The 26,531-nt window shown below is 59.0% G+C and carries 22 protein-coding genes and 1 tRNA gene; 18 read left to right on the top strand and 5 right to left on the bottom strand.

The window, feature by feature from the left end:
* Positions 1–107 precede the first annotated feature (107 nt).
* The 6 genes from LPC22_RS01795 to LPC22_RS01770 all read left to right on the top strand — a co-directional run bounded on the left by LPC22_RS01795 (position 108) and on the right by LPC22_RS01770 (position 7,077).
* A complete protein-coding gene (locus LPC22_RS01795; RefSeq protein WP_229131810.1) occupies positions 108–1,532 on the top strand; it encodes a D-alanyl-D-alanine carboxypeptidase/D-alanyl-D-alanine-endopeptidase in 1,425 nt (474 codons plus the stop codon).
* A 37-nt stretch (positions 1,533–1,569) separates the two neighbouring features.
* Positions 1,570–2,661, top strand: coding sequence for a tRNA lysidine(34) synthetase TilS (gene tilS / locus LPC22_RS01790; RefSeq protein WP_229131809.1), 1,092 nt, complete (start codon positions 1,570–1,572; stop codon positions 2,659–2,661).
* Positions 2,648–3,250 carry a hypoxanthine phosphoribosyltransferase gene (gene hpt, locus LPC22_RS01785; RefSeq protein ID WP_024626706.1) on the top strand — a complete coding sequence of 201 codons (603 nt, stop codon included), beginning with the start codon at positions 2,648–2,650 and terminating at the stop codon, positions 3,248–3,250. Before tilS ends, hpt begins: the two co-directional genes overlap by 14 nt.
* The gene (gene ftsH, locus LPC22_RS01780) at positions 3,247–5,361 is read left to right on the top strand and encodes an ATP-dependent zinc metalloprotease FtsH (protein WP_229131808.1); all 2,115 of its coding nucleotides are present in this window, start codon (positions 3,247–3,249) and stop codon (positions 5,359–5,361) included. The genes hpt and ftsH overlap by 4 nt, the downstream gene beginning before the upstream one ends.
* 82 nt (positions 5,362–5,443) lie before the next feature.
* Positions 5,444–6,526, top strand: coding sequence for a dihydroneopterin aldolase (locus LPC22_RS01775; RefSeq protein WP_229131807.1), 1,083 nt, complete (start codon positions 5,444–5,446; stop codon positions 6,524–6,526).
* 20 nt (positions 6,527–6,546) lie between these two features.
* Complete coding sequence (locus LPC22_RS01770) at positions 6,547–7,077, top strand: DUF3180 domain-containing protein (RefSeq protein ID WP_229131806.1); 531 nt, start codon at positions 6,547–6,549, stop codon at positions 7,075–7,077.
* 104 nt (positions 7,078–7,181) lie between these two features.
* Here the strand turns inward: LPC22_RS01770 and LPC22_RS01765 are convergent, their stop codons facing one another.
* Together LPC22_RS01765 and ettA are read right to left on the bottom strand one after the other, a co-directional pair.
* The gene (locus tag LPC22_RS01765) at positions 7,182–8,096 is read right to left on the bottom strand and encodes an acyl-CoA thioesterase (protein WP_229131805.1); all 915 of its coding nucleotides are present in this window, start codon (positions 8,094–8,096) and stop codon (positions 7,182–7,184) included.
* Between the two features lie 39 nt (positions 8,097–8,135).
* Complete coding sequence (ettA, locus tag LPC22_RS01760; protein WP_229131804.1) at positions 8,136–9,812, bottom strand: energy-dependent translational throttle protein EttA; 1,677 nt, start codon at positions 9,810–9,812, stop codon at positions 8,136–8,138.
* Positions 9,813–10,117: 305 nt separating this feature from the next.
* On the opposite strand from ettA, the gene LPC22_RS01755 reads away from it, so the two are divergent.
* From LPC22_RS01755 to LPC22_RS01745, 3 genes are all read left to right on the top strand, one after another.
* Positions 10,118–10,744, top strand: a complete 627-nt coding sequence (locus LPC22_RS01755; protein ID WP_229131803.1) for an ECF transporter S component — start codon at positions 10,118–10,120, stop codon at positions 10,742–10,744.
* A gap of 90 nt (positions 10,745–10,834) precedes the next feature.
* Positions 10,835–12,463, top strand: coding sequence for a peptide ABC transporter substrate-binding protein (locus LPC22_RS01750; protein ID WP_229131802.1), 1,629 nt, complete (start codon positions 10,835–10,837; stop codon positions 12,461–12,463).
* Positions 12,464–12,533: 70 nt separating this feature from the next.
* Positions 12,534–12,610, top strand: a tRNA-Ile gene (locus LPC22_RS01745).
* 335 nt (positions 12,611–12,945) lie between these two features.
* On the opposite strand, the gene LPC22_RS01740 is transcribed toward LPC22_RS01745, so the two are convergent.
* On the bottom strand, positions 12,946–13,653 hold the full coding sequence (locus tag LPC22_RS01740; RefSeq protein ID WP_229131801.1) for a hypothetical protein: 708 nt from the start codon (positions 13,651–13,653) through the stop codon (positions 12,946–12,948).
* A gap of 1,398 nt (positions 13,654–15,051) precedes the next feature.
* The gene (locus LPC22_RS01735; protein ID WP_229131800.1) at positions 15,052–15,828 is read right to left on the bottom strand and encodes a helix-turn-helix transcriptional regulator; all 777 of its coding nucleotides are present in this window, start codon (positions 15,826–15,828) and stop codon (positions 15,052–15,054) included.
* A gap of 141 nt (positions 15,829–15,969) precedes the next feature.
* On the opposite strand from LPC22_RS01735, the gene LPC22_RS01730 reads away from it, so the two are divergent.
* Positions 15,970–17,181 carry a MalY/PatB family protein gene (locus LPC22_RS01730; RefSeq protein ID WP_229131799.1) on the top strand — a complete coding sequence of 404 codons (1,212 nt, stop codon included), beginning with the start codon at positions 15,970–15,972 and terminating at the stop codon, positions 17,179–17,181.
* Between the two features lie 88 nt (positions 17,182–17,269).
* Here LPC22_RS01730 and LPC22_RS01725 read toward each other — a convergent pair whose 3' ends face one another.
* Positions 17,270–18,043, bottom strand: a complete 774-nt coding sequence (locus tag LPC22_RS01725) for a (S)-acetoin forming diacetyl reductase (RefSeq protein WP_229131798.1) — start codon at positions 18,041–18,043, stop codon at positions 17,270–17,272.
* A gap of 207 nt (positions 18,044–18,250) precedes the next feature.
* Between LPC22_RS01725 and rpmE the strand changes: the two genes are divergently transcribed.
* The 8 genes from rpmE to LPC22_RS01685 all read left to right on the top strand — a co-directional run bounded on the left by rpmE (position 18,251) and on the right by LPC22_RS01685 (position 26,491).
* Positions 18,251–18,463 (top strand): 50S ribosomal protein L31, encoded by a 213-nt coding sequence (gene rpmE, locus LPC22_RS01720; RefSeq protein ID WP_015022244.1) that lies wholly within the window; start codon positions 18,251–18,253, stop codon positions 18,461–18,463.
* Positions 18,464–18,566: 103 nt separating this feature from the next.
* Positions 18,567–19,655 (top strand): peptide chain release factor 1, encoded by a 1,089-nt coding sequence (gene prfA, locus LPC22_RS01715; RefSeq protein ID WP_024626694.1) that lies wholly within the window; start codon positions 18,567–18,569, stop codon positions 19,653–19,655.
* Positions 19,652–20,611 (top strand): peptide chain release factor N(5)-glutamine methyltransferase, encoded by a 960-nt coding sequence (prmC, locus tag LPC22_RS01710; RefSeq protein WP_229131797.1) that lies wholly within the window; start codon positions 19,652–19,654, stop codon positions 20,609–20,611. The genes prfA and prmC overlap by 4 nt, the downstream gene beginning before the upstream one ends.
* Before the next feature lie 40 nt (positions 20,612–20,651).
* Positions 20,652–21,347 carry an L-threonylcarbamoyladenylate synthase gene (locus LPC22_RS01705; protein ID WP_373312855.1) on the top strand — a complete coding sequence of 232 codons (696 nt, stop codon included), beginning with the start codon at positions 20,652–20,654 and terminating at the stop codon, positions 21,345–21,347.
* Positions 21,344–22,534 (top strand): MraY family glycosyltransferase, encoded by a 1,191-nt coding sequence (locus LPC22_RS01700; RefSeq protein ID WP_024626691.1) that lies wholly within the window; start codon positions 21,344–21,346, stop codon positions 22,532–22,534. The genes LPC22_RS01705 and LPC22_RS01700 overlap by 4 nt, the downstream gene beginning before the upstream one ends.
* A 66-nt stretch (positions 22,535–22,600) precedes the next feature.
* On the top strand, positions 22,601–24,148 hold the full coding sequence (guaB, locus tag LPC22_RS01695; protein WP_229131796.1) for an IMP dehydrogenase: 1,548 nt from the start codon (positions 22,601–22,603) through the stop codon (positions 24,146–24,148).
* 194 nt (positions 24,149–24,342) lie between these two features.
* Complete coding sequence (gene orn / locus LPC22_RS01690) at positions 24,343–25,044, top strand: oligoribonuclease (protein ID WP_229131795.1); 702 nt, start codon at positions 24,343–24,345, stop codon at positions 25,042–25,044.
* Positions 25,045–25,084: 40 nt separating this feature from the next.
* Positions 25,085–26,491, top strand: coding sequence for a PIF1 family DEAD/DEAH box helicase (locus tag LPC22_RS01685; RefSeq protein ID WP_229131794.1), 1,407 nt, complete (start codon positions 25,085–25,087; stop codon positions 26,489–26,491).
* Positions 26,492–26,531: the final 40 nt, after the last annotated feature.

The raw sequence follows: 26,531 nt of genomic DNA, 5'->3' as shown, positions 1-26,531 counted from the left end.
AGTGGAAGGGCCAGTACTAGGCTAGTTGGATGGTGCCTACCGATCCGAACTCGGTTGGCGAAGGCAAGTCCGGGAGTGAGCAATTGGGTGACAGACATCAGCTGCGCATGACACGTCGTCGGCGGATCAAGCGACGCTGGCGGGTGGCCTTGTCCACGCTGGTGGCTGTCATGCTGGTCGTCGGCTATGCATGCATGGACCTCACCGACCTGGTGCCCGGACCGCTGACCCTGGCGAAGACCAGCCATTCTTCGATCCCCCCTGCAGTCATGGTAGGAGAGCCGCCGACTCTCGCCGCCGACAAGCCTGGGTCGGCTGTGGATGCCAGCCAGGTCCAGCAGCTGGTTGATGCCTTCACCAGCGTACCTGGCCTGGGCAATGGGTACTCGTTGGTCATACGACAGGCTGACGGACGGGTGCTGGCCCAGAAAAACGCGGACCAGGCACGCCAGCCAGCCTCCACTATGAAGACCCTGACCGCAGCCGCAGCCGCCTCTGTTCTGGACATGTCCTCACAGCTGGATACTGAGGCGGTTCTGGATTCCTCTACCCCCTCGCAGGCAACGCTGACCCTGCGCGGTCACGGCGATATGCTCCTGGGGGTAGGCAAAGACGACCCCCTGCATGTCAATGGCCGGGCCGGACTAGGGACTCTGGCCGAGAAGACGGCTCAGGCTCTGCACCGGCAGGGGATCGACCGAGTGTCCCTGGCCTACCAGGACACGCTTTTCGGCGATGATCAGGAGCCGGAGGGAATTGCAGAAAATAATCCTGATGGGATCTACTTCCAGGTGCCTGTCTCCATGGCTGTGGATGAGGCTCGGCAGGGACGGGATGAGCCTGTTGCCTATCCGGATGCAGGGGTCTACTTGCCCAGGGTCGAAAACCCAGCGGGGGCCGCTGCAGTATCCTTCGCCAGCAGCCTGACGGAGGCAGGGATCCAGGTGGACAATGCCCAGGGGCCGGATCGGACTGACCACGCCCAGGGTAGGGTTCTGGCCCGTGTCCACTCGGCGCGGCTCAGTGAGGTTATGTCGCTGATGCTGCGCAACTCCGACAACAGTCTGGCCGAGCTTTTCGGCCGCCTGACCGCTCTGGCCCTGAACATGCCCAACAGCCCAGCTGGTGCTGTGAAAGCTGTTATCAGCACACTGAACAAGCTGGGCGTGGACACTGCGGGACTCAAGATGGCCGACTGCTCGGGGCTTACCCCCGGCTCCGTCCTGCGGGTGGGCACCTTGGCTGACGTCCAGCAGCTGGCTCTTGCTGACAAGGGTTTGACCCCCCTGGTCAAGGGCCTGTCTGTAGTGGGCCTGACCGGCACAGCGGCCAGCCGAAAGGTGGATGACCAGGCTGATGGACTGATTCGGGCCAAGACCGGCACTCTGGATCAGGTGACTTCGTTCACGGGCAATGTGATTCGTCGCTCCGGCGGTGTTTTGGTCTTTGCTGTGGTCGTCAACGATCCCGAGGATGCGGCTGCCGCCCGACAGGCTGTAGACACTCTGGTCGGATCCCTGGATCGGATTTGAGCAGGAAGAAGCCGGGACGATGGTCTATTCAGCGGCAATGAAAAAGGCGGTGGGGCTCCTGCGCTCGACCTTGGACCATGAGGGTCTGGGCCTGCAGGATCAGCGGTTCGCCCATCACGGGGTTCATCGGCCCGATCCGGATGCTCCATTGATTCTGGTGGCCTGCTCGGGAGGCCGGGATTCCCTGGCCCTGGCCTGTGTGGCCCATCTGGTGGCCGATATGACCGGGCTGCGGTGCGGGGCCCTGCTGATCGATCATGGTCTGATGCCTGATTCGAATCGGGTTGCTGAACGCGCGGCTGGAACCTGCCGGAAGCTGGGATTGGATCCGGTTCGCGTCACCAAGGTGGATGTACCCGTTACCTCGGCTGGCCCGGAGGCCGATGCCCGTGAAGCCCGCTATCAGGCCCTTTCCGGACAGGCTCTCGAGCTGGAAGCCAGGGCCGTCCTGCTGGCGCACACCCGTGACGACCAGGCCGAGACGGTGCTGATCGGACTGATTCGCTCCCAGGGATTGGAGGCCATCACCGGCATGGCCCGGCGTGTGGAGCGTGGAGGAATGCGCTACCTACGTCCATTCCTTGACCTGGACCGGAAGGACACCACTGCCATTTGCCGCCAGCAGGGAATCGACTGGTGGGACGATCCCACCAACGGCGATGATCAGCCGACTGATACCACGCTTCCCGAGACGCTGCCGCTGCGCTCGCGGATCCGCCATGACCTGTTGCCCGCTTTGAATCGCTTCGCTGGCCGGGACATGGTACGCCGCCTGGCCCTTGGCGCGGATATGGCCCGTCTGGATCAGGATTATCTGGACACCCAGGTGGATGGGTTGTTCCAGCGGCTGGTCTCCCGCCCTGACTCAGATCAGACAGCCAAGGGGGTACTGGCCTGCTTGGATGCCCACGGATTGGCAGACTGCCATCCGGCTCTGCGCACCCGGCTGCTGGCCCAGGTGCTGACCAAGCTGGGCATACGGTTCACGGCCGTGCAGGTCCGGGCATTGGATGATTTGGTCTGCCGATGGCACGGCCAGCAGGGCCCCCGTTTTCCCAGCTCCCATACAGCAATCCGTAAGGGTCAAGTCATTCTCATATGCAATGATGGAGACCATGCGCATCGCTGATATTCAATCCCATATCGACCATGAACTGGTGTCCAAGGAACGGATAGAGGAGCTGATCAACCGGACGGCCGAGCAGGTCAGCCGGGATTACCGGGGCAAGAACCCGATCATGCTGGCCGTGCTCAAGGGGGCTTTCAACACGCTTGCCGCCCTCTCACAGGCCGTCACCATTCCGGTTCAGATTGAGTTCATGAGCATCTCCAGCTATCCGGCAGGCAAGACCAGCGTTTCCAAGGGAGACCTGGACATCAGGATGGATTTGGACTGTGATGTGCGCGGTCGGCATATTCTGATCGTTGAGGATATTATCGATTCCGGCTACACCTTGCACTGGTTGGTTGAGCATCTCAAAGAGCGAGGGGCTGCATCGGTGGAGATCTTCACTCTGCTGGATAAGACCTCGCGACACGAGGTCGAGGTGGATGTCAAGTATCCAGGGTTCGCCATACCCGACGAATTCGTTGTGGGCTTTGGGCTGGATTACGACGAGCAGTACCGTAATCTGGACTCGATAGCCGTACTCAGGTCCGAGGAATACATGGACCCGACCCAGGAACAGGATCATCAGGATCAGGGGGAGCAGTCATGAGCTACTCGCAGGGACCGCAGCAGGGTCCGCCCAATGGGGGCAAGGACAACGGAGACAAGGGCAACAACCCCTTCAACTTCAACCTGGGCAATAACGGTTCTGGTCCCAATGGGGGCAACCGCTCCTTCTGGCGTTCCCCTTGGCTCTGGGGGATTCTGGCTGTGGTCATTATCCTGGCCATCTTCGGTTTCTTCAGCAGTCAGAATGGCGCACAGACCATCGACACGCAGGATGGCCTGGAGCTGCTGAATGACCGCAGCAGCATGGTCAAGAAGGCCGAGATCACCGAGAAAATGCAGGTCGTCGAGCTCAAGCTCAATAGCGACTTCGTCAAGGATGTGCCTGGCTTCCGCGGCAACCGTACCTCCAAGAACTTCGGCAAGGACGTGCAGTTCTACTACGTGGAGGCCCAGGGGGAGCAGGTGGTCAAGGCAGTAGAGAAGGCCAAGCCCTCCGAGGGGTACAACTCGGTGGTGCCGCAGACCAGCATGATGAGCTACCTGATCTCCTCCATCCTGCCCATGCTGATCATTCTGGGGGTTTTCTGGTTCCTGCTCTCGCGCATGTCCTCGGCGGCCGGCGGCGGCATGTTTGGCATGGGGGGCAAGAAGAACTCCGCCAAGCTCAGCGACGGGCAGACCCCCAAGACGAAGTTCTCGGACGTGGCCGGCGAGGAGGCCGCAGTCCAGGAGGTGGAGGAGATCAAGGAGTTCCTCAAGGATCCCTCCAAGTACAAGGCTCTGGGCGCCCGCATACCACGTGGCGTCCTGCTCTATGGTCCCCCTGGAACCGGCAAGACCCTGCTGGCCAGGGCCATCGCCGGCGAGGCCAGTGTGCCCTTCTATTCCATGGCAGGTTCTGACTTCGTCGAGATGTTCGTCGGTCTGGGCGCCTCCCGTGTGCGCGACCTGTTCGATGAGGCTAAAAAGAACGCGCCGGCCATCATCTTCATCGATGAGATCGACGCAGTGGGCGGCAAGCGTGGCTCCGGCATGAGCGGTGGCCATGACGAACGCGAGCAGACCCTGAACCAGCTGTTGGTTGAGATGGATGGCTTCGACAATGACACCAACCTGATCATCATTGCAGCTACCAATCGTCCCGACATTCTGGATCCGGCTCTGCTCAGGCCCGGCCGGTTCGACCGTCAGGTGGCTGTGGAAGCTCCTGACCTGGAGGGCCGTGAGGCCATCCTCAAGGTCCATGCCAAGGGCAAGCCTTTCGTGCCTGACGTGGATCTGCACACTGTGGCCGTGCGGACGCCCGGCTTCACCGGTGCCGACCTGGCCAACGTGCTCAACGAGGCTGCTCTGCTGACCGCACGCTCCGATGCCCAGCTGATCGACAATCGGGCCATCGACGAGGCCATTGACCGTGTGCTGAGTGGACCTCGGCGGCGGACCAAGGGCATGGCTCTGGCCGAGATGCGCAACACCGCCTACCATGAGGGCGGCCACGCCATGGTTGCTGCGGCCCTGCACCACACCGACCCGGTTACCAAGGTGACCATTCTGCCGCGTGGACGGGCCCTGGGCTACACCGCGGTCATGCCCACCACAGACCGCTACTCGCAGTCCCGCAATGAACTGCTGGATCAGATGGCCTACGCCATGGGCGGCCGCGTGGCGGAGGAGGTGGTCTTCCATGACCCGACCACCGGCGCCTCCAATGACATCGAGAAGGCCACCAGCATCGCCCGTCAGATGGTTCTGCAATACGGATTCTCCTCCAAGTTGGGCGCTATCAAATGGGCTGACGAAAACGACCAGGATTCCGGGCTCGATGCCCTGAAGCCTCACAACTACTCGGAGAAGACGGCCGAGGCCATCGATGAGGAAGTCCATAATCTTATCGAGACGGCTCACGAAGAGGCTTGGCGGATTATCACCGAGAACCGTGACGTGTTGGACGAGCTTGTTCGACAGCTGTTGGTCAAGGAGACCCTGAATAAGGACGAGCTGGCTGCGGTCTTTGCTGGTTTGCGCAAGGCTCCTGAGCGTCAGCTCTGGCTGTCCGCACCGGATCGGCCGGACTCCGATCAGCCTCCAGTAGAGATTCCTGAGGAGCTCAGGCGCAGCGTAAACGGACCGTCCACAACGGAGCAGCACTGAATTCTGGATCGGCTCGGTGCCCTGCATATGGTCGCGGGGCCTGCAGCAGTGAATGTTCCAAGGCAAGTGAGGAGCGTACAGCATGGATTCCATCCGTTTGAGCTCCATCAAGGTCGCACCCTTGCATGACCAGCAGAAGCCTGGGTTCGGCTACCAGGTCGATGCTGTTCTCTATCTGGATTTGAGCGAGGCAGGCAGGCTCAACGACGGTACTCAGACCGTGGACTATGTGCAGATTGTCCGGCGGATCGTCAACCTGATTCAAAACGAGCCAGGTGATGAGATTCTGGAATCTCTGACTGCCAAGGTGGCTGATGCCATCCTGCTCTCCCACCAGATCCGCCGCACACGTGTCACGGTCACCCGTCTGGGTGCTGACCAGGGCACAGGGGTCGATTTTCAGGTGGGCGTCACCTTGGAACGTGCGGCCGACGATCAGATGGACGGCAACCCGGCCAGCATGGAATCTGGACGAGTTAGCGGCAGCGGGAATGCTTCTTTAGGGCACCCCTCCTTCCTGCTGTCTGGTCAGGCTGATTCTGGCCATGTGTCGCAAGCCCGACTGCGTCACCCCGTGACCTCCTCCACACAGAACGGTTTGTCCTCAGATTCGGAGAACGATAACCAAACATCGGGTCAGCCGTCTGTTGGGGGAGTCAAGCTACAGGGCCTTCTGATGCGTGATGTGATTGCGCTGGAGGGGGCATCGGGGACCGATCGGTTGACCATGCTTCGTGCCCTGGCGGCCTTGGACGGGATCCCCGGCAGTCAGCTGGTTGGCATCTCGCCCCTGTATGCCTACCGGGACGATCAGGGGGATCAGCGACTATCGGCCGTGGTCATTCTTCAAACGCCATTGGATCTGGAGGAGCTGCGGTCGGCCCTGGACATGGTGGCCGCCCCTATCAGACAGATGGGCGGACTGGATGCCGATGTGGTGGAGGTGGAGACCTTGGATGGTTCGGTGCTGTCCTCTCAGGATCGTCCGCCTCTGTTGACCGCTGATGCTCCATCGCGCATTCTGATTCCCTGGGCTTATTTGGAGCCTGAACACTGCCTGCCGGGAGCCGACGGAACCTGTCTGGCAAGCCTGGCAAGCCGTGCTCCTGACCGCGATCGCATCAACCTGGTCTCGGAGGACTGGATTCTGGACGGGCTGTCATGAGGGCCCGCCGCACTCCGCTCGTGCACTATCTGGTCGCCCTGGTTCTTGGGCTGATGGGTGGTGCCGGCATCTCGGAACTGGGCATGTCCACCAGGACGGATCTCATGGGGGTTCCCTGGCTGGTCAGCGTGCTGCTTTTCCTGCTTGGGGTGGCCATCCTGATCATGGCCTTCCAGGTGCATCGCTACGCCAAGGGAGACCGCAAGGAAATGGATTTGCGCTTCGCGGTCAACGTGTTGATCATGAGCAAGGCCTTGGGCATTGCCTGTGCCGCCCTCTTGGGCTGGTATGGCAGTCAGGCACTGATCAGCATGGGCCATGCAGGTGCGCCCTATTACACACGGGTCATGCAGGAGTGCCTGGTCGCCTCCCTGGTCTGTCTGATCGATGTGGTGGCGGGGGCTGTGGGGGAGTGGCTCTGCCAACTGCCCCCGGACGACGGGCCTGAGAACTCCGACCGTCACAAGTCCGCACGAAGACCTATGACCGATGCGGCCGATGCCGCTGATAGGGCGGAGTTGAAGGCCGATTCCAGTGAAAAGCATCGCTGATCAGCCTTCAAGGCCGTTAATGTGGAATTCCTGAGGACAGCCCTGCTGTCGACCTCACTGTTGATCCCCTGCTTGGGAAGAATACGCGATGATCTAGTGAGCGTTCAGTCCTTGGGTACTCTGATCATGGCTTCCTGAACCATGTAGGCGGCTAGGTCACCCTGGCGGTTGTAGACCTTGGCCATGCACAGGCTGCGTCCATGGTCGGCCACTGGGGATTCCTGAATAAAGCAGTGCCAGTCGCAGGGGTCCAGATCCTGATACCACCACATGGCATGGTCGATGGAGGCGAAGGAGATCCCCGGGGTGGTCATACTCAGTCCGGCACGGCGCAGGGCGGGCTCCATCATGATCTGATCGCATTCCATGGCTAGCAGGGCCCGGCGCATCAGCGGTTCCAGGTCAGCTCTTCCTTGGGTGCGGCTCCAAACGGCCTGACGACTCCTGCTGTCGTCCTCGGAATCCTCATCGTTTGCATCATCTGCATCATCCAGCAGGACTGTGCCGCCGACGTGACGCATGTCAAAGGGGCTCTGACGGGCGTAATAATCCGCGAAAGCTGACTGATCAGCATAAGGTTCCATCAGTTCCCTGGAGCCAGGCAGGTCCTCCGGGTCAGGCAGCCCCGTCGGCATGGGGTCGGTATAGCGGATGCCCTCCTGGCCGACCTGCTGGTAGGAGAGCAGAGCGTTCAGGATGGTCCGTTCCTCCTGATGCAGATCAACCCGTCTGGAGGAGAAGGAACGCCCGTCACGGATGGTCTCCACTTCCGCTTGAACGTCCTGATCCAGGAGCCCAGTGCGCAGGTAATAGGCGTGCATCGAGTGGGGCAATCGACCTTCAGGCACGGTCCGCCCGCCGGCCATGATGGCCTGACCCAGCAGCTGGCCTCCATAGAGGCGGCCAGTGGGGAAGTTCAGCGATTTGCCCAGAAAGCGGGAACGGCCATCGGCAGGCTGCTGCTTTTGCAAATTCAACCCGGCGATGGCCTGGGCCAGTGCTTCATCCTCGGTGCTCATGCTTCTCCTTGGCCCTCGATCCCTTGTGATGTGCTTCGTTCAGCGGGTCAGCTTGCGGTGGATGCGGTGGGGCCTGGAGGCCTCCTCGCCCAGACGCTTGACCTTGTTCTCCTGGTAGGCCTGGAAGTTACCCTCGAACCAGTACCAGGAGGCCGGATTCTCGTCCGTGCCCTCCCAGGCCAGGATATGGGTGGCGATCCGATCCAGGAACCAGCGGTCGTGGGAGATGACCACAGCGCAGCCGGGGAAGGCGAGCAGGGCATTCTCCAGGCTCTCCAGGGTTTCCACATCCAAGTCGTTGGTTGGCTCGTCCAGCAGGAGCAGGTTGCCGCCCTGCTTGAGGGTGAGTGCCAGGTTCAATCTGTTGCGTTCGCCACCGGAGAGGACGCCGGCCGGCTTCTGCTGATCCGAGCCCTTGAAACCGAAGGAGGCCACATAGGCGCGGGTGGGCACCTCGACGCCGCCGACCTCGATGAAGTCCAGACCTCCGGAGACCACCTCCCAGAGGTTCTTGTTGGGGTCGATGCCCTCGCGGTTCTGATCCACGTAGGAGATCTTGACCGTGTCGCCGACTTCCAAGGAACCCGATGTCAACGGCTCCAAGCCCACGATGGTCTTGAAAAGCGTGGACTTGCCCACGCCATTGGGGCCGATGACACCCACAATGCCGTTTCGAGGCAGGGTGAAGCTCAGATCATCGATCAGGACGCGGTCACCGAAGGCCTTGTGGATGTGCTTGGCCTCCAGCACCTTGGAGCCCAGACGGGGACCCGGCGGAATCTGGATCTCGGAGAAGTCCAGCTTCTTGTTGTTCCGGGCCTCGTTCTCCATCTGCTCGTAGCGTTCCAGGCGGGCCTTGTTCTTGGCCTGCCGGGCCTTGGGGGAGGAGCGGACCCATTCCAGTTCGTTGTTGAGTCTCTTGGCCAGCTTGGCATCCTTCTGTCCCTGGACCTCAAGACGCTTGGCCTTGGTCTCCAAGTATGTGGAGTAGTTGCCCTGGTAAGGGTAGAGGTGGCCGCGATCCACCTCGCAGATCCACTCGGCAACATTGTCAAGGAAGTACCGGTCGTGGGTCACGGCCAGGACGGCACCCTTGTAGGTGTGCAGGTACTGCTCCAGCCAGAGGATGGACTCGGCGTCCAAGTGGTTGGTGGGCTCGTCCAGGAGGAGTAGGTCGGGTGCTTCCAACAGCAGCCGGCATAGAGCCACACGGCGGCGCTCGCCTCCCGAAATGACCGAGACCGGGGTGTCCGGGTCGGGGCACTGCAGGGCATCCATGGCCTGATCCAGCTGGGAATCCAGATCCCAGCCGTTGGCGGCATCAATCTGCTCCTGGAGCTGGCCCATCTCGGTCATGAGAGCGTCGTAATCGGCATTGGGGTCGGCCATCTGCTCGCCGATCTGGTTGAAGCGGTCCACCTTGCTCATGATGTCGCCGAAGGCCATACGAATGTTCTCACCGACGGTTTTGTCCTCGTCCAAGGGCGGCTCCTGCTGGAGGATGCCTACCGTATAGCCGGGGGTGAGCTGTGCCTCGCCGTTGCTGACCGTGTCCAGGCCGGCCATGATCCGCAGCAGGGTGGACTTGCCCATGCCGTTGGGGCCCACCACGCCGATTTTGGCGCCGGGCAGGAAACTCAGGGTCACATCGTCCAGGATGACGCGGTCGCCGAAGGACTTGCGCGCCTTGATCATCTGATAAATGAATTCGGCCAAGAAGCTACCTCACAGAACCATAGAAAAGACAGTGCAAACTGCATTCATGGTAGTGGGAACTTCTGACTTATGCGCCGGGCTGATAAGCAAGGTGAGGCAGGCGGATGGCCGCCTATAAACAAGACCTATGACCAGACTCTGGTTCTGCCGTCGTGGTCGGGGTAGCCTTGAGTCGACGTTCCCGCCCGGCATGCGCAGGTCAAGGAACGCCGGACGGGCCCTTGCCTGCTTGGACGGGTCCCTTCTTATCGCTGTGCGCATGAGGGACGGGCCGCGCGCTCTATGGCGGTCGTAAGGGAGTATCAATGACGGTGAAACAGCACCAGGGTCAAATTTCCGCATCTCATCGGTTGCGCTGGAGGCCGCTCGACATTGCGGTCGGCGCAGGCCTGGGCGCGGTATCGGGGTTAATTTACTGGTTGGCCAGTTTGCTCGCCTCGTGGATATTCCCGCTCATGACCGCCCTACTTCCCGGGGCGGCGGCCCTTTTGCACGGGGTCTTCTACTTTCCCTGTACCCTGTCCCTGTTGATACTGCGCAAGCCAGGTGCGGCCGTATATGTCGGAATCATCAGTGTTCTGGTCGAGATTCTGCCTGGTAACGCCTATAACGTGCCGATGATTTTGGTGGAGGCCATCGTTGAGGCCCTTTGCGCGGAACTGGCTTTCGGAATTTTCCGCTACCGCCGGTGGACCCTGGGAACGACCGTTCTGGGGGGTATCCTGATAGCCTTGGTCTATAACGCTTTTCTTCTGGCTTTCTACTATCAGGGGGTCTCCCTCCTCAGCCCGAGGGGGATCATCGGCACCATCTGCGAACTGATCAGTGGAGTAGTCCTGGCTGGGCTGACCAGCTGGTTCCTCTTCCGGGCTATTGGCAGCACTGGTGCTCTGGATCGGCTTGCATCCGGACAGGATGTCAGGCAGGTCTGAACATCGGTATCCGCGCCAAACCGACTGTATTGACCATATGTTTGTTTTGCAGCTGTGACAAGGCCCGCACCGGGCAGGAAGGGTCCTATCATGACCAAACTTCGTTCATACATTGCAGCAGCGGTGTTGCCCCTCATCCTGGCAGCGGGCGCCTGCGGCACCTCCCAGACATCCCAAGAAGACCGGATCGACCCCCGGGCCGCCATCAGCGTTAACAATGCCGAACCTACGGCGCCCCTGATTCCCTCCAGCACCAACGACACCGCAGGTTGGAAGGTGGTGACCCAGCTCTTCGACGGGTTGGTCACCTTCGATGCCAAAGGTGGGAAGACGCTGGTCGAGGCCAAATCAATTACTCCCAATGAGGATGCAAGCAAGTACACGATTGTCCTCAAACCAGGACTCACCTTCAGTGATGGTGAGAAGATCACAGCCAAGACCTATGCCGATTCCTGGTCCTTTGCGGCGAATGCGGCCAATGGACAGCTGGGGGCCTCGGCTTTTTCGACCATCGCCGGGTATGAACAGGTGCAGGACGAACATGGCGATCCCAAGGCCCCTCTGTCTGGTCTTCGGGTGGTTGACGACCTGACCCTGGAGGTGACCATGAGCAAGCCTGATTCCTCCTTCCCCTACAAGGTGGGAGATGTGGCCTTCCTTCCCCTGCCGTCGTCCGCCTACAAGGACATCAAGGCCTTCGGTAAGAAGCCAATCGGGAACGGGCCCTACCGCTTCAAATCATGGGTGCCCAATCAGGGAATCAAGCTGGAGAAAGATCCTGCATACAAGGGGCCTCGCAAGGCTAGGAACGGAAGCCTGGAATTCAGGGACTACCAGAGTCTCGATGCCGCTTACGCCGATGTTCAAGCCGGTCACCTGGACGTGCTTGATACGGTTCCGGTCTCTCGCCTGAAAACCTTCCACACCGATTCGGGCCTGCAGCCCTTGATCAAGCCCGGGCCGGCCTTCCGTTCCCTGACCATTCCGCAGGGCCTGCAGCATTTCCAGGGGGAGGAGGGCGCTCTTCGCCGGAAGGCTCTGTCATATGCCTTGGATCGCGCGAAAATAGCCGACAAGGTCTTCGCTGGTTCGGTTACGCCGGCCACTGATTTCCTCGCCCCCACCATCAAGGGGAATGCTTCCGACATCAAAGGCAAAGAGGTACTGAAGCACGATCCGGACCAGGCTCGTAAACTATGGAAGGAGGCTGACGCCATCGCTCCCTGGGAGGGCACGCTTCGCATTGCTTACAGTGCTGACGGAACCGACAAGGATTGGGTTGATGCGGTTCTGCATGAGTACGCCCAGGTTCTGGGCATCAAGACGGAACCGAATATCTTCCCGACGGGCAAGGAATTCAATACGGCAGTTCATAACCGTCAGGTCAACAGTATTTTCAATTCGGGTATTACCTCGGACTATCCTCACCCCGAGGGTTACCTGGTTCAGGGATATGCCTCCAGCCAGGCTGATGGCAAGGGTCTGAACAACGGGGACTACAAGAGCGCAGAATATGATGCCATCCTCTCCCGTGCCGCCTCCAAGACCGATCAGGACGAAGCCATGCAGGATTACCGCCAGGCCGAGGCCGTCCTCTTCAAGGATCTTCCGGTGCTGCCGCTCTGGTACAGGAAGGTATCGGCGGTGGCCAGCAAGCAGGTTCGCCAGGCTCCTTTCGGATACATGGGTCTGCCTGTCTACAACCAGGTCACCAAGTAGGTCCGACAATCCGGATCTGCTTGATGACGAGTCGTTTTGATACCATGACTCTGGCCGGTACAATCGGCGCGGGGCCTTAGCTCAGTCGGTTAGAGCAAACGACTCATAATCGTTCGGTCCAGGGTTCAAGCCCCTGAGGCCCCACCAAGCGAAACCCCTACAGGCACAGAGCCTGCGGGGGTTTTACATTGCACCAAGATAAATGATAGAACGAGTGTCTTTTAAGTTTCACGAGAAAATCATTGGCTTGTCACGGTTCCAAAAGAGTCTTCTCGACTTTATTCATCTGAAAGTAATTTAGAAATTAGATACTCATCAGGTGGAGCTTTTCGTTTAAGGGTTTATATTACAGCTTGACGTTTCTTCTCATGGACTGGGGTGAGAGCCTGTTTTTTAGCATTTGAAGCTATACCTGCTCATGTATTAATTGAACTTTCTATGTCGGGTCTTCTCATTTTGGATTCAAGTGCTTTTCCTCCCTGTTAGTTCATCCATCGCAGGCGACCATCTTTGGCTGTTCTGCAGGTTAGAGTGGTGCCATTTTGGTCAGATGCTCCAGTGGACCCTGCTCCTGAACAAAATGCTCCGCGGTGTACAGTGCTTTGTGAGCGAGGTTGTAGCTGCATCTGCTGCTGTTGGGCTTGCTGTTGGGCTTGGAATTGTTGCTGTTGAGCTTGTATTTGTGCGGCTTGATCTGCGGCTGCTTTCTCTTGTGCAGCTTTGTCTGCTGCAGCTTTCTCTTGGTTCGCCTTGTCTTGTTCGGCTTTTTGCTCGGCCTCTTTTTTATCGGCCTGCTCCTTATCCCACTTATCGGCTTTGTCTTGGACTTTTTTGACTTGTCTTTGCGCGTCAAGCAATTCCCTACGAGCCTTGTGCAGATTGCTTTGTGACTTTGAGTAATCCGACTGGAGGTCTTTGTAGTCTTGAGAAGCTTTGGGATCAGAGCCGTGACATGAGCTGAAGCTTAATCCGATGATGAAGGCGAGCAAAACTATGCAAGCTGTCTTCCATATAGATTTGCCAGATTTGCTTTTGTGGGTGTGGTGCCCGGTAGGTTTAGCGTTGCCGCTGTCGGGAGGCGGAACTGGAGGAGTGGCAGCATCTGTTGATGCTGTACTTTTAACTGGAGTCAATACGCTTGTACTTTCCTTAGTATCAGCAGGGAAGAGCTCACTAGTTTGTTTATTCATATCTATGATCGCTCCTTGGTACAATCATCGATGACCGAACGAGCAGCACACTATTAGTGTAAAGCGCTGAAAGACTTGCACGCTCAGGTACTTTTCACGACATTTGTCTTTGCGTGCATAAATCACTTGCTGACTCGGCTTCTTGATATTATTGCTTGATTGCAAATGCTGAATTTGGTCTTGTGGAAATGTACTTTGGTTGTACCCATATATAGATCGTCGAAGAAGTAACTAGCTTTGACAAAGATTTACAGAGCAGATAAACGCCAACCACACAGAAGGCCATGTCAGAGTCCTTCGAATCATTTCGATTAAAGACGTATGCATTTTCTATCCAACTATGACAAGTATTCGCGGTTCTTTATATTACCTACAATGTCGTCTGAGTAACATGATCGCGTTTTCGCCATGGCTGTTGCATACATTTAAAATGCAGCTCACGGAGCAGGCTGTTGTGCTTGCTGGCGTTTTGTAAAGCGGCGTCGACTTTGCATGCGTTTCAGTTTTCGAGGGAGTTATGCGACTTGTTTTAGTGGTTTAAAAGATGTTCTTCTTGCTGTTTTGGAATCTCTGCATAGATAGATAATTTATGCCTGCACTATCGTCCTAATACACAGTCATTGAGTGAACTCGTAAATGAACGTGCGGCACCATAGGCAATTGATTGGTTCTTAGTGAATTGAACAATCCTGTTTTCTCGCGTGTCTTGAGAATAAGGACCGTGAGGATAACGATGTTCGTTTATGCTTTAATTCCTCACTTATGCTTCAAATATGCCGGATGTATCACTGAAAATCTCAAAGTTGTTTAGACAAAGAGATGATCTCGCTCATCGAATAGAGAGTAGACGCAGTATTTGTCAATGAGCTAAGTATATTAGTTGGCCATCATTAATATGCATCTTTGCTGACCGCCAGTGGAAGAGCGATAGTTTTGTCCCCCGAACTTTCTTGATAGTCTTAGTAGAAGGACTAGCCCCGGCTATTGTCGGGGCCGTCCTCTCGCCGCCTAGCTCTAGCATCCATGATTCACCGATGCAAATATGTATGGCTTCACATGTAAGCCGGGGGAAAAGAGCTAGGCGCGTTTTTTATGTCGGATCATAGAGCACTCTCGGTGTATATCCACTTCTCGGTGCCCCAAGCGTGCATACGTAGACAGCCATAAGATCTGCGCATAACACAATAATCCGGAAGCGTTTCCGTAGAACCGCTAAGTATGGGAATTTATCAGGGAAAAGAATACGGGACGTGCTCGAGTAGGAGCCGTCGGCATATGCCGGGAAACTATACGCATGTACATCTCCTCTGGAACTGAAAATAGTTCAGCCCCTGTAGGTCCATCGTGTATACGTCCCCCGTATATCTGTTCTTAATCATACACCTTGGAGGGGGTGTGTCAAAGCTGAGTAGGGCGAGCCGATGTGCTCTGATCAGGGCCTGCAGCAGCACTGCGTATCGTATGCAAGTAGCGGTAGACGCTGGGGGAGGAGATCCCGAGAGTCCGGGCAACCGTGTCCACTGAGCCCTTGATCAGGAAGACCCCCGAGCCCTCCAGGCGTGTGATCAGTTGCAGGCGCTCCTGCCGGTTCATCCTTGCCGGAGGAATACCGAGCTGCGCAGCAAATTCGGCGATATTATGCGTAACTACTTCGTCTGTGTTGACTGAGAGCACTTCACGTGTCGATTGATCGATCCCGTTCTCGGTATCTGATTTTTCTGGTACGGCCCCATCGTCTTTCAGCTCCGCAATAGGATCGGCCAGTCCTAGAGCGTCCAGATAAGCGCTTGCCCGTCTGAGCTCTTGGCTGGCCTGTCGGAAGGCGGAATTGTCAAAATTGATGCAGAGAAAGCCAATCACCCGTCCTCTGGAATTCCGCACGAAAAGAGTAGAGGAGACCATAGGGTGTCCCTGGATGGTGTAGCTCGTGTAATGGGTCAGATAGTTGTGCTGATCGTATTCGTGGTTCTGCCAGATGTGCATGACCAGGTCGGTGGCGGGGCTGCCTATAGTGCGTCCGCTCAAATTGCCGTTGGCGATGGCAACCACCGAATGCGAGAAATCCTTGACATTCTGAAGCACCACTTCCGTTTTGGGCCCGAGGATTTTACCCAGAAAATCCACGAGCGGGACGAAAAGCTGTAGAGAAGATGATACAGGCTTTGATGCTCTCATTCTGGTCACCCCATCCACTGACTAAAGCCAGATAGTACCATCGAGGTTTTGGTATTAGACGCAGACACTCGGATGGAGCCCACGGCAGTAGACTGGCTGGAGGTCGCTGCGAGCGCATCTGCACGGGATGAGAGGTTGACTATGACATACGATTTCACCAGCATCATGGATAGGCACGGCAAGGACGCCATTGCGGTTGATGGCCTGGGTGCCGAGCCTGGATTCGCCCCCGAACCTCCCAAGGAGGGCTTCGATGTCATCCCCATGTGGGTGGCCGATATGAACTTTCCTACGGTGCCGACCATACCTGAGGCCATCATCGAGCGTGCCAAGCATCCGGCCTTCGGCTACTTCAATCCCACTGACGAGTACTACAATGCCATCATCAACTGGCAGCGCACCCGTAATGGTGTGGAGGGCCTGACGGCCGAGGATATCGGCTATGAGAACGGGGTCCTGGGCGGTGTCGTCTCGACTTTGACCGCCTTTGCGGCGCCCGGCGATGCGGTATTGCTCCACAGCCCGACCTATGTCGGCTTCACGTCCTGCATCGAGAACAACGGCTACCACATCGTGCACAGTCCCTTGAAGAAGGACGAGCAGGGCGTTTGGCGCATGGACTTCGAGGACATGGATCGCAAGCTCAAGGAGAACAACATCCATGTGGCGGTCTTCTGCAGCCCGCACAACCCCTGCGGCCGCGTCTGGGAGAAGTGGGAGATCGAAAAGGCCATGGAGGTATATAAGGAGAACGACTGTGTGGTCATCTCCGACGAGATTTGGTCAGATCTGATCCTGTCGGGCCACAAGCACGTCCCCACCCAGTCGGTCAGCGAGGATGCGCGCAACAGGACGGCTGCCTTCTATGCGCCCAGCAAGACCTTCAACCTGGCCGGGCTGGTGGGCTCCTACCACATCATCTACAACAAATACCTGCGTGACAGGATTGTGGCCAAGGGGTCCAAGGCCCACTACAACGACATGAACGTGCTGTCCATGCATGCCCTGATCGGGGCCTACAAGCCCCAAGGCCAGGAGTGGGTGGACGAACTTCGGCAGGTCCTGACCGGGAATGTGGACTATGCCTACGATTACATCCGGCAGCATTTCCAGGGAGTCGAGCTCTCCAAGCCCCAGGGCACCTATATGCTTTTCCTTGACTGCACGCAATGGTGCAAGGACCACGATCTGAGCCTGGACCAGCTGCTGAAGCGTGCCTGGGATGTAGGTGTGGCCGTCCAGGACGGGCGGCAGTTCAAGGCTCCCTGCGCCATCCGCATGAACCTGGCGCTGCCTTTGAGCCGGGTCCGGGAGGCTATGGACCGTCTGGACAAGTACGTCTTCAACGCCTGAACGATCTCTGCATAATCGTGGACCCTCACCATCGGAAAGAACCGATCGGCGAGGGTCCATCATATGTGGGCGAATCCGGACGGGAGACTCACTGGAATTGCATGCCGCCGTCCACGATCAGGGTCTGGCCGGTTACGTAGTCAGAGTCGTGTCCGGCCAGGAAGGCTACGGCATTGGCCACGTCCTCCGGTTCGGAAAGCCGTCCCAGGGCGATGCCGTCCGAGAAGGTGGACATGCCCCACTCGTCATCCTTGCCGGCGTTGACTCCCACCTGATGAGCGATATCCATCATCATCGGTGTCTTGACGATGCCGGGGGCGTAGGCGTTGGCGGTGATGCCCTCCTTGGCCAGATCGCGCGCAGCCACCTGGGTCAGGCCGCGGATGGCGAACTTGGTGGAGGAATAGAGCATCAGGTTGGGGTTGCCCACCACGCCGGCCTGGCTGGCGGCGTTGATGATCTTGCCCCCGTGACCCCGATCACGGAAGGCTTGAACGGCGGCCTGCATCCCCCAGATGGTTCCTGCCACGTTGACGTGGTAAACCTTGTCGAACAGCTCCGGGGTGATGGACTCGATGGGGGTGGTCGGCCCCAGGCCGGCATTGTTGACGATTACGTTGAAGTCGCCCAGTTTGGTAGCCGTCTTCTCGACGGCGGAGCGCACCTGGACACGATCGGTCACGTCCAGGGTGACAGCCATCGCCCGTCCGTCTGATTGATTGATGGAGTCGGCCACTGCCTGGGCCTTATCGGTGTTCATGTCGGCCACGGCCACGGCGAACCCATCCTTGGCCAGGCGGCGGGCGATGGCCTCGCCGATCCCCTGAGCCGCTCCTGTAACGAATGCCACTTCCTGCTGCATTGCTGCCCTCCTTTGTCGCCTCGCCGGGCCGGTCGGTCCGACTGTTTGATTCTAGAGGGCTCGCGGCTCGCCACACCGGTTGGTCGATTCGGCGTGTGGCGCAAGGGGGTCGTATTCTCCCCGGGTTGCGCTAAACTATTACGCGGTTGCCGGTTCACGTCCGCCACAGGGGCGGTCGACCCGGGGCCCTTGGATCTAGGAGTAACCATGAAGCAGGGAATTCATCCCGATTATCATCCCGTTGAGGTCACGTGCTCGTGCGGCAATACCTTCATCACCCGTTCGACCGCTCCCGGCGATCATATGACGGTTGATGTCTGCTCGCACTGCCACCCCTTCTACACCGGCAAGCAGAAGATTCTGGACACCGGTGGTCGCGTGGCTCGGTTCGAAGCCCGTTACGGCAAGAGGACCAAGTAGCACTTCCAACGCCAGTCCCTTCCGGGTCGCTCTGCTATGCCCGGTGGGGACTGGCGTTTTTTATGACTTGAATCAAGCTGATGAGCGGACGGGAAGGGTGTAGATGAGCGAGGAGCAGTTTCCGGCGGCGGTGGCTGCCGTCGAGGAGTACGGTCGCCTGGAAAAGCAGATGAGCCAGCCCGAAACGGCTTCCGATCCGGCGCAGATCCGCAAGTTGGGCCGCAGACATGCTGAGCTCGCTCCCATTGTTGAAGCCTACAAGGCCTATCAAAGCGCCTTGGAAGACAGCCAGGCAGCCGAACAGATGGCACAGGAGGATCCTGACTTCGCCGAAGAAGCCAAAGCCATGGCTGACCGCATACCGGATCTGGAGCAGACCCTGCGCACCGCTCTTATTCCGCGTGACCCCGATGACGGCCGCGATACGATCATGGAGATCAAGGCCGGCAGCGGCGGCGAGGAGGCGGCCCTCTTCGCTGGCGATCTGATGCGTATGTATGTGCGTTATGCCGAAAAACGCGGTTGGACCACCGAGATCATGAGTGAGAACCGTACTCAGCTGGGCGGGGTCAAGGATGCCCAGCTGGCCATTCGTGCTCGCGGTCAGGTGGCTCCGGCCGACGGCGTCTGGGCTTCCCTCAAGTACGAGGGCGGCGTGCATCGGGTCCAGCGCATTCCCGTCACCGAGTCTCAGGGTCGTATTCAGACTTCAGCCGCTGGAGTCATCGTCTTTCCCGAGGCTGACGAGGACGACGACGAGATCGAGATTGACCCCAAGGACCTCAAGGTTGACATCTTCATGAGCTCCGGCCCGGGAGGACAGTCCGTCAACACCACCTACTCCGCTGTGCGCATGACCCACATTCCCACCGGCATCGTGGTCTCCATGCAGGATGAGAAATCCCAGATACAGAATCGTCAGGCCGCCCTGCGGGTGCTCAAGTCCCGTCTGCTGGCCATGAAGCACGAGGAGGAGGCCGCTCAGGCCGCCGACATGCGCCATTCCCAGGTACGTTCCCTGGACCGGTCCGAGCGCATCAGGACCTACAACTTCCCCGAGAGCCGGATTGTGGATCATCGTACCGGCTACAAGGCCTACAACCTGGAGCAGGTGTTGGATGGCGATCTACAGGCCGTTATCGACTCCGATATCCAGGCCGACGAGGCCCGCAGAATGGCTTCACAGGGGTGAATAAGCAGGAGCATGGGACCAGTCTGGCTGCGCTGGTTGATCAGGGCCATCGTCTGTTGGCTCAGGCCGGTCTGCCCACCCCGCTCAATGATGCCAGGCTACTGCTGGCCGATATCCTTGGGTGCGATCTTCATCAGCTGGATCAGGCTCTGCTCTTGGATCGGACTGTTGAGGAACTGCTGACAAATGGAGTTGGTCGCGGGCAGGCCGATGTTCCCCAGTCGGCTGCCTTGGATCGTTATCAGTCCTATCTGCAAAGGCGAGCCGGGCGCGAACCCTTGCAGTACATTCTCGGTCACGCCTACTTCCGGTATTTGGATCTCCGCCTGGGGCCGGGGGTCTTTATCCCTCGTCCTGAGACCGAAACGGTGGTCCAGGCGGGAGTGGATGCCTTGATTGGAATGGATCATCCTCTAGTGGTGGATCTGTGCTCCGGCAGCGGGGCCATTGGGTTGTCCCTGGCTATAGAAGTTCCAGGAGCGCGGGTCCGGGCCGTAGAGGTGGACAAGGAGGCATATCGGTGGGGTGCATTGAATGCCGCCGCTCAAGAGGCTGCCATTCGGGAGGCTGGATCCGACTATCAGTTGCTCTTGGCTGATGCCACGGAACCCGCTACCCTGTCTGATCTGAATGCCCAGGTGGATCTGGTCATCAGCAATCCTCCCTACGTCCCCATGGATGCGATTCCTAGCCAGCCGGAGGTGCGTGACTGGGATCCGGACCTGGCCCTCTATGGCGGTTCGCCCGACGGGTGTCTTTTGCCTTGCCGCATTCTGGACAGGGCCATGATTTTCTTGGCTCCCGGCGGTCTGCTGGTCATGGAGCATGATGCCTCCCAGGGGCCGGCCATGGTCACTGCCGCACTGGATCGGGGGTACCTTCAGGCGCATACGAACCAAGACCTAACCGGCCGCGACCGTTACCTGACAGCTCGGCGGCCAGACCCTGCATCCTAGCGGTCTGCCGTGGTCCTGGGATAGATTGGTAGCTGGTCACATGAACATGTCGAGCCGAAAGGTCGTGATGCAGGGTATGAGCCGGGTGATGACCTATGACAGTCGGTCGCCGCAGTTGCTGGCCCAGGTGGTGGCCGCAGGGGGGCTGGCGGTCATTCCTACCGACACGGTCTATGGCATCGTCTGCGATCCATGCAATGACGCGGCCATCGATCGGCTCTTCCAGGCCAAGCACCGTCCCAGGACCAAGTCCATCCAGGTACTGCTGGATGGGGTCCAGGCCATGGACCGGCTGGATCTCAGCCTGCCCGAGCCTCTTGATCGCCTGGCCGACGCACTGTTGCCGGGTCCTTTCTCGCCTATTGCCCTTGTGGGGAAGTCCTGCCCTCTGCGCACCCCTCGGATGGAACCCGATGGTCCTACTCAGGCTGTCAGAGTGCCTGACTCGTCCATCTGTAGGGCACTCCTGCAGGTGACCGGACCTTTGGCGGCTTCCAGTGCCAATCGATCGGGTAACCCAAGTGTGGAAACCATCCAGCAGGCCAGAGCCGATCTGGGTGATAGCGTCGATCTTTACCTGGACGGGGGACCGACCCCTGGCTCAGTGGCCAGCACGGTGGTGGAAGCCGACAAGACTGATTCTGACGGAATACACGTGCTTCGGCAGGGCGTAATCGGTGAGGCTCGGGTTCGTGCAATACTGTCTAGCCAAAGCAGCAAAGGGGAGGGCCAGTGAGGGTATACCTGTTCATTGCTGCCATCGCTGGCGGAGCCACCTGGCTGGTCATGCCCATGGTTCGTCATCTCGCCATCCGGGTTGGTGCTGTAGGTGTGGTTCGCGCTCGCGACGTACATAAGGTGCCCACCCCCCGTATGGGCGGCCTGGGCATGCTGATTGGCTTTGCCGTGGCCATGTGCTTCGCCTCCCGCATCCCCTTCATCACGGGCCTCTTCCAGTCCGGCCATCAGGCCTGGGTCATTCTGGCCGGGGCCGTGGCCATCTGCCTGCTGGGCATAGCCGACGACCTCTGGGACCTGGATTGGATGCTCAAGCTGGCCGGCCAGCTGCTGATTTCGGTCTTCGTCTCTTGGGGTGGCATCCAGATCATCTCCCTGCCTCTGGGATCCCTGGTGGCGGCCTCGCCCAGTCTGTCCATGGCCATCACGGCCTTCCTGATCGTGGCCTCCATCAATGCGGTCAACTTCGTGGACGGCCTGGACGGCCTGGCTGCGGGCATCGTGGCCATCGGGGGCATCGCCTTCGCCATCTACTCCTATATCATCGCCCGCATCTCGCCCGACTATGCCTCCCTGGCCACGCTGATCGACGTGGCCATGGTGGGCATTTGCGTGGGGTTCCTCCTGCACAACTGGCATCCGGCCAAGCTCTTCATGGGCGATTCAGGATCCATGCTGCTGGGATACTTGATCACCTGCGCCTCCATTGTGGTCACCGGACGGCTGGATCCAGCCACCATTCATGCCAGCATCTATCTGCCGGCCTTTATGCCCATTCTTTTGCCCATCCTGGTGCTCTTCCTGCCTGTTCTGGACATGTGCCTGGCCATTGTCCGGCGGCTCAGCCACGGACAATCACCCATGCACCCCGACCGCATGCACTTGCACCACCGTATGCTGCGCATCGGTCACACCGTTCGTTCCGCGGTCCTGATCCTCTGGGGCTGGGCCGCCCTGATTGCCTTCGGCTCGCTCTTTATTCTTTTCTTCCCTCTGAGATATGTCTTGATCGGTCTGGCCCTGGCCGCCATACTGCTGACTTTCGCTACCCTCTACCCTTACTACCGTCGTCGCCTTCCCGAAATCAGGCGTGAGAACGCTCTTCTCGCCGCCCAAGGTTCACAGCATGCGGCCAGACCGCACTGGCATCGCAAGAGCCGCCACGACAAAGATCAGGACAATTGATTCACCCAATGAAATAGTGCGGACACGGTGCAGTGAACGGTCAAGAAGCACTTGTAGCATGGTGCTATGGCTATGGAAAACCCACAAAGCGAACCCTCCTCCTACACTCAACTTCCCGACGCCTTCCAGAAAATCGGTCTGGCTTATGACGACGTCCTCCTGCTTCCCAACGAATCCGATGTCATCCCCTCCGAAGTAGATACCACTACCAGGCTGACTCGGAACATCACTATGAAGTCCCCGGTCCTCTCGGCTGCCATGGATACCGTCACCGAGGCCACCATGGCCGTGGCCATGGCCCGCAACGGCGGCATCGGCGTCCTTCACCGCAATCTCAGCATCGAAGATCAGGCCAATCAGGTCGACATCGTCAAGCGGTCCGAGTCCGGCATGATCTCCGATCCCCTGACCGTCACTCCGGATGCCACGCTGACCGACCTGGACAAGCTCTGCTCCACCTACAGGGTCTCCGGTCTGCCTGTGGTGGATCGTCGGCAGCGGCTGGTGGGCATCATCACCAACCGCGACATGCGCTTCGTCAATCCTGCTGACTTCGACAGACTCAAGGTCAGCGACATCATGACCAAGGATCATCTGATCACCGGTCCATCCAACATCACCAAGGAAGACGCCCATCAGCTTTTGGCCAAGTACAAGGTGGAGAAGCTTCCCCTGGTCGATAGCGAGGGCAAGCTGACCGGGTTGATCACCGTCAAGGACTTCGTCAAGACCGAGCAGTACCCCGAGGCCACCAAGGATGATCGCGGACGGCTGCGTGTGGCCGCCGCCGTGGGCTTCTTCGGTGATGCCTGGCAGCGCATCACCGCCCTGGCCGATGCCGGGGTCGATATTTTGGTCGTGGATACCGCCCATGGCCACGCCAAGCTCATGCTGGACATGATCCGTCGGATCAAAGCCGATCATGCCTTCGACCATGTGGATGTGATCGGCGGCAACGTGGCCACCCGTGAGGGTGCCCAGGCGCTGATCGATGCCGGCGTCGACGCGGTCAAGGTCGGCGTGGGCCCCGGTTCCATCTGCACCACCCGGGTGGTGGCCGGTGTGGGTGTGCCCCAGCTGACCGCCGTCTACGATGCCGCGCTGGCCTGCCGTCCTGCCGGTATCCCGCTGGTGGCCGACGGCGGAATCCATTACTCAGGCGATATTGCCAAGGCCATCGTGGCAGGAGCCGATTCGGTCATGCTGGGCGGTCTGCTGGCAGGCACTGAGGAGGCTCCTGGCGAGAAGGTCCTCCTGCACGGCAAGCAGTACAAGGTCTATCGGGGTATGGGCTCACTGGGTGCCATGGCCCCGCGCGGCAAGAAGAGCTATTCCAAGGATCGATACTTCCAGGCCGATGTGACCAGCTCCGACAAGGTGGTGCCCGAGGGTGTCGAGGGCGAGGTGCCCTACCGCGGTCCGCTCAACTACGTGCTCTACGAGCTGGTCGGCGGCCTGCACCAGACCATGTTCTATACCGGTGCCCGCACCATCCCCGAGCTGCAGCGCAAGGGCCGGTTCATTCGGATCACCGATGCCGGTCTGCGTGAATCGCATCCCCATGACATCGTCATGACCAAGGAAGCCCCCAACTACTCAGGCTTCCACAACTGAGCCTAGATAGGCAGGTGATCGGCGCAGGATCTCATCAGGACCTGCGCCGATTGCATATCTCATGTCAGTTACGGTCCGGTCGGCCGGGCTGATGAACCCTCCGCCGGTCACGCACTGGCGGTATCTTGTAATGTTCCGTCCAAGGTGGCGGAAGGAGCGATCCGGTGCGCAATCCGGATCTGAAAGGCGTACAGATGAGCGATACGAATGATCTGACTTTCACTGCGGAGGAATCCCGCATGATCTGGATAGACTGCGAGATGACCGGTCTGGATATCTTCCACGACGAGCTGTGCGAGGTCTCCGTGGTTCCCACTGACTTCAACATGAAGGTCCTGGACAAGGGCATCGACCTGGTCATCAAGCCCTCCCAGGCGGCCTTGGACCATATGGGGGACTTCGTCAGGAAGATGCATACCTCCTCCGGCCTGATCGAGGAGATGAAGACCGGCCTGGACCTAGAGGAGGCCCAGCGTCAGGTGATCGAGTATGTCAAGCCATTCCTGCCCAAGAACGGCAAGGCCCATCTGGCAGGCAACTCCGTGGGCTCCGACAAGAAATTCCTCGACAGGTACATGCCTGATCTGATGGATCTTCTGCACTACCGGGTCATCGATGTGAGCACCCTCAAGGAGCTGTCCCGTCGCTGGTACCCGGACGTCTACAAGAACAAGCCGGCCAAGCATGGTGGCCACCGGGCACTGGCTGACATCATCGAGTCCATGGATGAACTGCGCTACTACCGCTCCATGTTCTTTGTTCCTGCCCCCGGCCCCGACCAGGCCCAGTCCAAGGCCGGAGCGGAACAGATCGAACAGACCAGCCTGCTGCGCCATTACGAAGAGTCCGGCAACCCGGTCGAGGATGCCAACAAGCCTGAGAAGACCGACTACTGACAGGCGTGGCCATGTACCGCTGAGGTGGCACCATGGAGGCATGCAGCAATCCGAAGCCTTGACCATATTGAGTGCGGGAGCCAATGCTTTCATCACGGGCGCCCCCGGGTCAGGCAAGACCTTTGTGCTCAATGAGTTCGTCGACCAGGCTCGTCAGGCCGGGGCGGTCGTGGCGGTGACCGCTTCGACCGGCATCGCCGCCACGCACATCAACGGCCAGACCATCCACTCCTGGAGCGGAGTGGGCATCGCCACATGCATGACCGAATCGCTCCTGAAACGGATCAAGACCCGCCGCCGCAGGCAGATCGAGGGCACTGACATCCTGGTCATCGACGAGGTTTCCATGATGCACGCCTGGCTCTTCGACATGGTGGATCAGGCCTGCAGGGCCGTCCGTCACAGCCCAGAGCCTTTCGGAGGGATTCAGGTGGTCCTTTCGGGGGATTTCTTCCAGTTGCCGCCAGTGACCCGGTCCAACCGAGCTGCAGGAATACTGCCCAGCCCTGAATTCCAGGCTGCCCGAGAACGCTATGCCCAGGCCGGCAAGGATCCGGACGGGTTCGTCACTGAATCATTGGTCTGGCAGGACCTGGACCCGGTCATCTGTTATCTGACCGAGCAGTACCGCCAGGACGATGGCCAGCTCTTGACCGTCCTGACTGACATCAGGGAAGGTGGCGTCACCCAGGAGGACCATGATGTCCTTGCCACCCGTGTCGGCGTAGTGCCGGCTCCTGGCCAGGTGGCGGTCCACCTCTTCCCGGTCAACAAGCAGGCTGACATGCTCAACGACCAACGCTTGGCCTCCATTGACGAAGAGGCTCACCATTACCAGGCCACATCCCGGGGCGAGGCCAGACTGGTGGAGCGGCTGAAGAAGAACATGCTGGCCCCCGAGGATCTGGCCCTGAAGACCGGGGCCGCGGTCATGGCCTTGCGTAATGATCAGGATCATCAATATGTCAACGGCTCCATCGGCACCGTCAGTGGATTCACCAGCTCGGCCAAGGGGGGATGGCCCACCGTCTCCTTCCTGAACGGCAACGTGGTCACCATGAAACCGGCCGCCTGGGAGACCATGGATGGAGACACGGTCTTGGCCTCCGTCAATCAGGTTCCCCTTCGCTGCGCCTGGGGGATCACCATCCACAAGTCCCAGGGGATGACCCTGGACAGGGCAGTCATGGATCTGAGACGGACCTTCGCGCCAGGGATGGGCTATGTGGCTCTCTCCCGTGTGGAAAGTCTGGATGGGCTCTACCTGACGGGCATCAATGAGCATGCCTTCCTAGTCTCTCCTGATGCCGTCGTTCTGGATGCAGGTTTGAAGGCCGAATCCAAGGCGGCCTGTGCCCGTCTGAAGGATGAAGGTCCAGAGTCCTTCACCAAGCGCGCCGTCGGTCAGGAACCAGAAGACGAATTCAGCCAGGACCAGCTTTTCTGAATGGTGGCCCTTATTGGTCTTGGCCTGGTGTGGTTATTCG

The sequence above is a fragment of the Bifidobacterium mizhiense genome, assembly GCF_020884755.1.
In the GTDB taxonomy this organism is placed as follows: Bacteria; Actinomycetota; Actinomycetes; order Actinomycetales; family Bifidobacteriaceae; genus Bombiscardovia; species Bombiscardovia mizhiensis.
Note: the sequence above shows the minus strand (reverse complement) of the source record. Positions and strands in the feature narration are given on the sequence as shown.

Bases quoted from the DNA above. Each gene is read 5' to 3' on its own strand.
- LPC22_RS01795 (WP_229131810.1), top strand. From the start codon at position 108: ATGACACGTCGTCGGCGGATCAAGCGACGCTGGCGGGTGGCCTTGTCC.
- tilS (WP_229131809.1), top strand. From the start codon at position 1,570: ATGAAAAAGGCGGTGGGGCTCCTGCGCTCGACCTTGGACCATGAGGGT.
- hpt (WP_024626706.1), top strand. From the start codon at position 2,648: ATGCGCATCGCTGATATTCAATCCCATATCGACCATGAACTGGTGTCC.
- ftsH (WP_229131808.1), top strand. From the start codon at position 3,247: ATGAGCTACTCGCAGGGACCGCAGCAGGGTCCGCCCAATGGGGGCAAG.
- LPC22_RS01775 (WP_229131807.1), top strand. From the start codon at position 5,444: ATGGATTCCATCCGTTTGAGCTCCATCAAGGTCGCACCCTTGCATGAC.
- LPC22_RS01765 (WP_229131805.1), bottom strand. From the start codon at position 8,096: ATGAGCACCGAGGATGAAGCACTGGCCCAGGCCATCGCCGGGTTGAAT.
- LPC22_RS01755 (WP_229131803.1), top strand. From the start codon at position 10,118: ATGACGGTGAAACAGCACCAGGGTCAAATTTCCGCATCTCATCGGTTG.
- LPC22_RS01750 (WP_229131802.1), top strand. From the start codon at position 10,835: ATGACCAAACTTCGTTCATACATTGCAGCAGCGGTGTTGCCCCTCATC.
- LPC22_RS01740 (WP_229131801.1), bottom strand. From the start codon at position 13,653: ATGAATAAACAAACTAGTGAGCTCTTCCCTGCTGATACTAAGGAAAGT.
- LPC22_RS01735 (WP_229131800.1), bottom strand. From the start codon at position 15,828: ATGAGAGCATCAAAGCCTGTATCATCTTCTCTACAGCTTTTCGTCCCG.
- LPC22_RS01730 (WP_229131799.1), top strand. From the start codon at position 15,970: ATGACATACGATTTCACCAGCATCATGGATAGGCACGGCAAGGACGCC.
- LPC22_RS01725 (WP_229131798.1), bottom strand. From the start codon at position 18,043: ATGCAGCAGGAAGTGGCATTCGTTACAGGAGCGGCTCAGGGGATCGGC.
- rpmE (WP_015022244.1), top strand. From the start codon at position 18,251: ATGAAGCAGGGAATTCATCCCGATTATCATCCCGTTGAGGTCACGTGC.
- prfA (WP_024626694.1), top strand. From the start codon at position 18,567: ATGAGCGAGGAGCAGTTTCCGGCGGCGGTGGCTGCCGTCGAGGAGTAC.
- LPC22_RS01705 (WP_373312855.1), top strand. From the start codon at position 20,652: ATGAACATGTCGAGCCGAAAGGTCGTGATGCAGGGTATGAGCCGGGTG.
- guaB (WP_229131796.1), top strand. From the start codon at position 22,601: ATGGCTATGGAAAACCCACAAAGCGAACCCTCCTCCTACACTCAACTT.
- orn (WP_229131795.1), top strand. From the start codon at position 24,343: ATGAGCGATACGAATGATCTGACTTTCACTGCGGAGGAATCCCGCATG.
- LPC22_RS01685 (WP_229131794.1), top strand. From the start codon at position 25,085: ATGCAGCAATCCGAAGCCTTGACCATATTGAGTGCGGGAGCCAATGCT.